Origin of the sequence: Parasphingorhabdus sp., from assembly GCF_049667325.1 — a bacterium.
Lineage (GTDB): Bacteria > Pseudomonadota > Alphaproteobacteria > Sphingomonadales > Sphingomonadaceae > Parasphingorhabdus.
Genome location: NZ_JBATHY010000184.1, coordinates 1 through 7,469, shown reverse-complemented (window position 1 = coordinate 7,469; position 7,469 = coordinate 1). Strand labels below are relative to the sequence as shown.

Sequence of the window (7,469 nt, the reverse complement as noted above, 5' to 3'; positions counted from 1 at the left end):
GGTCAAGCCCCACAAGATGGGCGCGATCGCCCGGATCGCCGAAATCACCGACCGCAACGGCGCCGAAGCCGCCCGCGGCACCGAACTGACCGTCCCGCGCTCCGCCCTGCCGGAACTGGACGAAGACGAATTTTACCATATCGACATCATCGGCCTGCGCTGCGTCTCAGACGCTGGCGAGGAACTGGGCAAGATATTCGCCATCTACGAATTTGGTGCGGGCGATGTGATCGAGATAGAGCGTATAAACGGCAAGAAATTCATGGTGCCAGTAATCGCGATCGATTTGGGCAATGACCCGGCAATTGTGCAGGCGGAGTTTGTGGAAGAGTGATCGGTCCGATATTCTATATCCTCCTGATCTTTGTGGTGGTTGCGTTGCCGGCAATCGGAGGGTGGAAACTCGGCCAAGAGCACGGCCAATCGATCCGCATGGCAGGAACGATATTGGCAGGGCAGTTGATACTGACTCCCGCCGTCGCTTATACTGGCTTCTTCAAAGACAAGGTGGCTGGAGAAAATCCTGCTCAAACAGCGCTGATATATGCCGCGATGGCATTGATGGTCTCGATAATGACATTCGTGGTTCTAGAGATGAAAAATTCGCACAAGAGCAAAAACCGCACGGTTCCCGTGGTAGCGATCGATATGGGCAATGATTCAGCGACTGTAAAAGCGGATTTTGTCGAACCGCAATGATACTGATCGTCATCATATTTCTGATAGCAGGGCTTACCATCGCGATTATCGAAATTGCAAAGCGCCTCAAGCCAGACATAAGTCTTGGCTGGCTCCCGTTCTGGGCCAGCCTCCCGATACCGGGACTGTTGGTGGTCTATTGGCTGTTCAACCTCTGGTGGTTGCAATCTGATCATTGCCTCGATGGTCAGGTCTGTGGTCGCGAGGGCATCGTCTACATGACCGTTGGGACCGGCGTGGGACTGTTTGGCAGTTTTTTCGTCAGCATGACGATCGCCATATTGTGGATAAACTGGCGCAAAAAGAAATGACTATCAACGTCAACCGTTGACACTTCACCCGAGAATCACTTCCGGATCGCTAGCAAGATTGTAGCTCCCGACTAATTCGCACCCCAGCTCAGCTTGTAACTGATCCTGTGATCTGTACCGAAATATCCCGTTGCGGAACGGAATTGATAGATCCCGGTTTGCTCGATCGGAAATTCGACCCGGCCGTTTTGCGAACCATTGAGCTTTTGCTCGTTTCCGGAAAAGCCAAGGTGATAAAAAGGCTTAACATCCAGATAGATCCCGCCCTGACCGGACGTTTCAATATCATAGTCGATGAAAGCTGTCTGTCCCGCGAACAGCAGCATGGTTTTGGTCCCGAAAGCCGGAATGCCATTGAGCGAAGTTTTCCCTCCGGGGAAATATTGTTCCGAGCGTTGTTCAAAGCCCAGATAGGGGAACAGGCCGCTAATATAGACAAAGATCCAGGCCGACAGCACGGCGGTGGCGGCATAGGCCACTCGCCAGAGGGCTTTTCCACTGAGAGGGATGCTCCTGGTCCGGCCAAAATTTCTCGTTTCGGAACTATTGGGAAATGTGATCCGCATTTCTGATAATTAGCGCTTTGCGGTTAAGATATTCTTGACTTGCACGGCCACCGTGACCCAACCGTGTGCCATGACCTTTGCCACTCAAATCCTGACCCTTTACCCGGAGATGTTTCCCGGACCACTCGGTACATCGCTGGCGGGCAGGGCGATGGAGGATGGGAAATGGGCGCTCGACACCATCAATCCCCGCGATTTTGCCACCGACAGACATCGCAGCGTCGATGATACGCCTGCAGGTGGCGGTGCCGGCATGGTGTTGCGGGCTGACGTCATGGCGGCAGCCGTTGATCAGGCGATTGAATATCACCCAAAAGCCCCGATCCTAGCCATGACCCCGCGCGGAAAGCCGCTCACCCAGGCCCGCGTCCGCGAAATCGCTGCCGGTCCCGGCGTCATCATAATCTGCGGCCGTTTTGAAGGTTTCGACGAGCGTCTGTTCGAGGCGCGCGACATTGAGGAAGTCTCGATCGGCGACTATGTGCTTTCCGGCGGAGAAATGGGCGCTTTGGTGCTTTTAGACGCTTGCATTCGGCTGCTTCCCGGGGTAATGGGCGCGTCTTCTAGCGGAGATGACGAGAGTTTCGAGCACGGAATACTCGAATATCCGCAGTATACCCGACCTCAAATATGGGAAGGGCGTATCATCCCTGAAGTCTTGCGATCGGGGGATCATGCGAAAATAGCTGCCTGGCGGAAACAAAGGGCAGAGGAAGATACACGGCTAAGGCGGCCGGATTTATGGGAGCGTCACAGGGACTCTCCGGATCAGTCGCCCTCTGGTGCGCAGGAAAAAGATAAAGATAAGGAATAGGTCATGAACCTGATTCAAACACTAGAAAAAGAAGCCGTAGACGCGTTTATCGCTTCGAAAGAAATTCCCGAGTTCCGTGCAGGCGATACGCTGCGCGTCGGGGTGCGCGTCGTCGAAGGCGAACGCGTTCGTACCCAGAATTACGAAGGTGTGTGCATCGCGCGTACCAATCGCGGCATGGGCTCCAACTTCACCGTACGCAAAATGTCGTTCGGCGAAGGCGTCGAGCGTGTGTTCCCGCTCTACTCCCCTAACATTGACAGCATTACCGTGGTTCGCCGCGGTATCGTGCGTCGTGCGAAACTTTACTATCTTCGCGGTCTCACCGGTAAGCGCGCACGTATTGCGGAACGCCGTTTGAACCAGCCTACGAAAGGCACCGAAGCAAAAAAATAATTTTCGCTTCATAAAAGTTTCAAACAGCCGGTTCTCCACCCAAGGAAAACCGGCTGTTTTAATATTAGGCACAGGGAAAGTTTCATGGGTTACAAAATTGTAGTTGTCGGTGCCACGGGCAACGTCGGGCGCGAAATGCTCAACGTCCTGGTAGAGCGCGAATTTCCGTATGACGAACTTGCCGCCGTGGCGTCTTCACGTTCGCAAGGCAGCGAGATCGAGATTGGCGACACCGGCAAGATGCTCAAGGTCCAGAATATCGAGAATTTCGATTTTGCCGGCTGGGACATGGCTTTATTTGCTGCGGGTTCGGCGGCGACCAAGGAATATGCCCCCAAGGCGGCAGCAGCTGGTTGCGTGGTGATCGACAATAGCTCGCTCTATCGCATGGACCCCGACGTACCGTTGATCGTGCCCGAAGTGAACCCCGAGGCGATCAGCGGCTATACCAAGCGCAATATCATCGCCAATCCAAATTGCTCAACCGCCCAGATGGTTGTGGCGCTCAAGCCGCTGCATGATGCGGCGACGATCAAGCGGGTTGTGGTCTCTACCTATCAGTCGGTTTCCGGCGCGGGTAAAGGCGGTATGGACGAGTTGTTTGAACAGTCTCGCGCTATCTTTGTCGGTGATCCCAAGGAAAACCATGTTTTTACCAAACAGATCGCATTCAACGTGATCCCGCATATCGACGTCTTTCTCGATGATGGCTCGACCAAGGAAGAGTGGAAGATGGTCGTAGAGACCAAGAAAATCCTCGATTCCAGGATCAAGGTCACCGCAACCTGTGTTCGCGTGCCGGTATTTGTCGGCCATAGTGAATCGATCAACATCGAATTTGAAAAAGAACTGTCGGCCTCGGACGCGCAGAAAATCCTCCGCGATGCGCCCGGCATCATGCTGATCGATAAGCGCGAGGACGAAGGCTATGTCACTCCGGTTGAATGTGTCGGCGACGGCGCAACCTTCATCAGCCGCGTTCGCGAAGATCCGACGGTCGAGAACGGCCTCAACATCTGGTGCGTCAGCGATAATCTGCGCAAGGGCGCAGCGCTCAATGCCGTTCAGATTGCGGAGTTGTTGGGACGGAAGCATTTGAAAAAGGGATAACTGATACTTGGCACACGGCCGCATCGCAGGCTTGTGCCAAGGTTTCTCTTGATTTCAAAAAAAGCCGGTGTGTTTCCACACCGGCTTTTTTAATTGGCCATCGATGTTGCTGACGATCAGAAGCCTTTGCGGACAGTCATACCAAAAGTACGGGGCTGACTGACCCGGAAGCCGAGGCGAGCGCGGCCGCCGCGTTCCCTGTCAAAGGACATCAAAGCATTTTCATCGAAGACATTCTTCACATAGAAAATGACATCAAGCTGGTTGTCCAGCTCGATACCCGCGCTGAGATTGACCAATTGATAGGATGGCAATTCCAGATCAACCACGGTGGCTTCATTTCCGGTCGCGCCGCCAAATGGCAAGCCGGACACGAAGGTCCGCGGATTGTTCACCTGATCGCTTGGCTGGGTGAAGCGGCTGCCGACATGCTGGACGGACGCATTGAAGAACGCGTCACCCGAACCGATCGGGAAAGTGTATGTCGCGTTCGCCGATACCTGGAATTTTGGTACCGAGGGAAGGCGATTGCCGTCCTGCACGCCACCCAGTACGTTTCCATTGCCGTCAACAACCGTGGAATCAAATTCGGCCTGCAGTATCGAACCGGAGAGCCCGAGGTCCAGGCCTTCGACGGGCTCAGCACCCAATTCCCATTCGAAACCGGCGGTGTGCGCCTTGGGAACATTGAACGAAATCCGTGAAGAACAGGAACCGGCATCCAAGGTTACCTGAAGGTCCGAGATATCGGTGTAGAAGGCCGCAGCGTTGAAACGGATTCCGCCACGCTGTGCTTTCACCCCGAGTTCGTAATTCCAGAGCTTTTCATCATCATAGTCCTGGAATGCTCCAAATATTGCGGCATCCTGAGCCGTACATAATGGGATATTCAGTGGATCATTGACACCGCCAAGGCGAAAGCCTTGCGAAGCCTGGGCGTTGATCTTGATATCCGGTACCACTTCATAACTCACCAACACCCGCGGTGTGAAACCGGTGGACGATGTTCTGTCGACCACGCCGGTATCACCATTGGCAAACAGACCGCCGGTCGTAATGTTCCGAACTTCCCGGAAGTCATAATAACGGCCGCCGGCTGTCACGGTGAGCGCATCTGTTAAATCATAACTGGCTTCGCCAAAGGCAGCGAATTGTTCGATGTCATAGTCGAGATCAGAATTGAATGGCGAGTCCGCTGGAAAGCCATTCGCAACCGCAGCCGATGTCCCGGCACCCAGTGTCGCATCGGTAAAGGCATCATATCCCGGTGTTGGCAACCGCTGTTTATAGCGACGCTTGACGGAGGAATAATAGCCGCCGACAACCCACTGGAACGCACTGTCGGTATCCGATGCAAAGCGCACTTCCTGACTGACTTGCGACACATCGGTGGTATCCCGCAAATTGGAAGGGAGAGTGACGGCAGCGGCCGGAAAACCGAGATCCACCGAAACCGATCCCGATAATGCGCTGGCATCACGGCTTACGAGTATCTCGCGATCAGTATAGCTGGTCACCGATGTCATCGCCACAGTGCCAAGTTCGGCATTGACGACAAGATCCGCGATCAATGTCTGGTCTTCGAAAGCCTCGTTAAGCAGCAAATATTGCTGACGTTCTCCAAGCGTTATTGCCTGGCGGGTAGTCGTAAACGGGTTCGCGAACAGGTTGAACACTTCCTGCCTGTTGTTGCCGTTGGCTATCACTTCCTGGTAAATGACGCGCGGCGTAATTGTCAGGCCTTCGGTTGGTTGAAGCGTCAAGGCAAACCGCCCGCCATATCGCTCGCCGGAGTTGACGTCTTCCGTGATCCCGCCGCCTTCGCGCAGGGCATCGATAAACCCGCCATATTGGGTATAATATCCGACGGCCCGGAACGCGGCTTTGTCTTCAGCGAGGGGTACATTGACCGCACCTTTAAGATGCCAGCCAAGATCATCGCCGTCGACAAGCTGCACGTCGCCTTCTACCACAGCGCTAAGGTCGTTAAGATCGGGTTGGTTGGTGATATAACGGATCGTACCGCCAATCGAACCCGAGCCAAATAGCGTACCTTGCGGCCCGCGGAGGGTTTCAACCCGGTTCAGATCAAACAGATCCAGGTCGGGTGTGAATAGCGACAGTGAAATCACGGATTCATCAAGATAGACGCCAACTTGCTCCTTCACACCGGGTTGGTCGCGAACAATTTGCCCGGCTGACACACCGCGGATAGCAACCTGGCTTTGGCCGGGGCCGAGGTTCTGGATGCTCAGGCCGGCTACATTGCGGCTGATGTCCTCTAGGGTGACAGCGCCGGTTCGTTGAATATCTGCCTGGGTCTGGGCGTTGATTGAAAATGGAATGTCCTGGAGATTGGCGTTTCGTTTCGTCGCAGTAACGATGATGATTTTGCTATCCGTTGCTTCAGCAGCTTCGGTTTGTGCCAGTGCCGGCGCCGAAGCCGACATGACTGCAAATATTGAAAGTCCAGACAACAGGACTTTACGAGAATATTCTGAGTTTTTCATTTGAAGTTCCTCCCCTCAATGTTGCCAACAAGATAGAGAACTGCCGGAGCAGGTCAATTGCGAGCCAATCATGTCATGCCAAATTGCAACCTCATTGTGCTAATAATGTCACTTCGTTGCAAATGGGACACGGTGATCAAATTCTGTCAATTTTTTCCGAAAATGGCGCTTTTCTTAGGGATAAATTCCCTGCGCGGGCAGGAAGTAACTCCTTGTATCATCGGAAGTGCCTTTCGGTGCCGATGTGCCCAAAACGAAAACGTACCCCTTTGCCATGACCCGATCGATTCTTTGTTTTATCGCTGACCGCTGACCGGGCCATCTTGCCTGCGTAAAGCGCCGGAGCAAATGCTGGAAAGTCTCTGGCAGTGTTCGTTGTCACCGCTTTACGGGCTTGCCTTTGCGATCAACCTAGGTGCAATATCCGGTCTATGACATTACAAGCAGACGTATACTGGTCCTTCCGCTCTCCCTATAGCTATCTGGCGACGCGGCGTTATGTCGCGCTCACACAGGAGTATGATCTCAGAATCAACCAGCGCTTCGTTTACCCGCTGGCGATCCGCGAACCGGATTTTTTCGAGAAAAACCATCCCAATTGGCTCGGTTATGTGTTCAAGGACATATTCCGGGTGGCGCAACATATGGGCATTCCGATGGCACCGCCCAATCCCGATCCGATTGTACAGGATATCGCGACGCGCAAGATTGCCGACGAACAGCCCTATATTTTCGAACTGACCCGGATGGGGCAGGCGGCTTCACGGCGCGGCAAGGGCCTCGAATTTGCCAATCAGGTCTCGCAGTTGATCTGGGGCGGAACCGCTGGCTGGAATGAAGGAGATCACCTCGAAAAAGCAGCGGAAAGGGCCGGCCTGGACCTGACCGAACTTCGAGTGGAAGCCTCAACTCAGTCGGAAGGACTGGATGCCGAAATCGCGGACAATCAAAAGGAGCTGGAAGCCGCCGGCCACTGGGGCGTGCCGACGCTGGTCTTTGAAGGCGAACCATTTTTCGGGCAGGACCGGATTGAACTGGCCGTATGGCGAATGAAGCAGAAGGG

9 protein-coding genes are annotated in these 7,469 nt (G+C 54.1%); 7 read left to right on the top strand and 2 right to left on the bottom strand.

The features are described 5' to 3' along the window. From rimM to WBM93_RS08180, 3 genes are all read left to right on the top strand, one after another. Positions 1-334: ribosome maturation factor RimM (gene rimM, locus WBM93_RS08190; protein ID WP_424430685.1), on the top strand; the 334-nt coding region annotated here is incomplete at its 5' end. Then, complete coding sequence (locus WBM93_RS08185) at positions 331-699, top strand: hypothetical protein (protein ID WP_424430682.1); 369 nt, start codon at positions 331-333, stop codon at positions 697-699. The genes rimM and WBM93_RS08185, both read left to right, overlap by 4 nt. Further along, positions 696-1,010, top strand: a complete 315-nt coding sequence (locus WBM93_RS08180) for a hypothetical protein (RefSeq protein WP_424430679.1) — start codon at positions 696-698, stop codon at positions 1,008-1,010. The genes WBM93_RS08185 and WBM93_RS08180 overlap by 4 nt, the downstream gene beginning before the upstream one ends. A 71-nt stretch (positions 1,011-1,081) precedes the next feature. Here WBM93_RS08180 and WBM93_RS08175 read toward each other — a convergent pair whose 3' ends face one another. Further along, a complete protein-coding gene (locus WBM93_RS08175; protein WP_424430676.1) occupies positions 1,082-1,489 on the bottom strand; it encodes a hypothetical protein in 408 nt (135 codons plus the stop codon). A 157-nt stretch (positions 1,490-1,646) separates the two neighbouring features. Here WBM93_RS08175 and trmD point away from each other — a divergent pair, with 157 nt between their 5' ends. From trmD to WBM93_RS08160, 3 genes are all read left to right on the top strand, one after another. Next, positions 1,647-2,390: a tRNA (guanosine(37)-N1)-methyltransferase TrmD gene (trmD, locus tag WBM93_RS08170; protein WP_424430673.1), complete on the top strand. Its 744-nt coding sequence runs from the start codon at positions 1,647-1,649 to the stop codon at positions 2,388-2,390. A gap of 3 nt (positions 2,391-2,393) precedes the next feature. Next, positions 2,394-2,786, top strand: coding sequence for a 50S ribosomal protein L19 (gene rplS / locus WBM93_RS08165; RefSeq protein ID WP_424430671.1), 393 nt, complete (start codon positions 2,394-2,396; stop codon positions 2,784-2,786). An 84-nt stretch (positions 2,787-2,870) separates the two neighbouring features. Next, positions 2,871-3,896 carry an aspartate-semialdehyde dehydrogenase gene (locus tag WBM93_RS08160; protein ID WP_424430668.1) on the top strand — a complete coding sequence of 342 codons (1,026 nt, stop codon included), beginning with the start codon at positions 2,871-2,873 and terminating at the stop codon, positions 3,894-3,896. 116 nt (positions 3,897-4,012) lie between these two features. On the opposite strand, the gene WBM93_RS08155 is transcribed toward WBM93_RS08160, so the two are convergent. After that, positions 4,013-6,406 carry a TonB-dependent receptor gene (locus WBM93_RS08155; RefSeq protein ID WP_424430665.1) on the bottom strand — a complete coding sequence of 798 codons (2,394 nt, stop codon included), beginning with the start codon at positions 6,404-6,406 and terminating at the stop codon, positions 4,013-4,015. 431 nt (positions 6,407-6,837) lie between these two features. On the opposite strand from WBM93_RS08155, the gene WBM93_RS08150 reads away from it, so the two are divergent. Continuing rightward, positions 6,838-7,469: 2-hydroxychromene-2-carboxylate isomerase (locus WBM93_RS08150; protein WP_424430662.1), on the top strand; the 632-nt coding region annotated here is incomplete at its 3' end.

Excerpts from the sequence above, each read along its gene's own strand:
- trmD (WP_424430673.1), top strand. The coding sequence starts at position 1,647 with ATGACCTTTGCCACTCAAATCCTGACCCTTTACCCGGAGATGTTTCCC.
- WBM93_RS08180 (WP_424430679.1), top strand. The coding sequence starts at position 696 with ATGATACTGATCGTCATCATATTTCTGATAGCAGGGCTTACCATCGCG.
- rplS (WP_424430671.1), top strand. The coding sequence starts at position 2,394 with ATGAACCTGATTCAAACACTAGAAAAAGAAGCCGTAGACGCGTTTATC.
- WBM93_RS08155 (WP_424430665.1), bottom strand. The coding sequence starts at position 6,406 with ATGAAAAACTCAGAATATTCTCGTAAAGTCCTGTTGTCTGGACTTTCA.
- WBM93_RS08160 (WP_424430668.1), top strand. The coding sequence starts at position 2,871 with ATGGGTTACAAAATTGTAGTTGTCGGTGCCACGGGCAACGTCGGGCGC.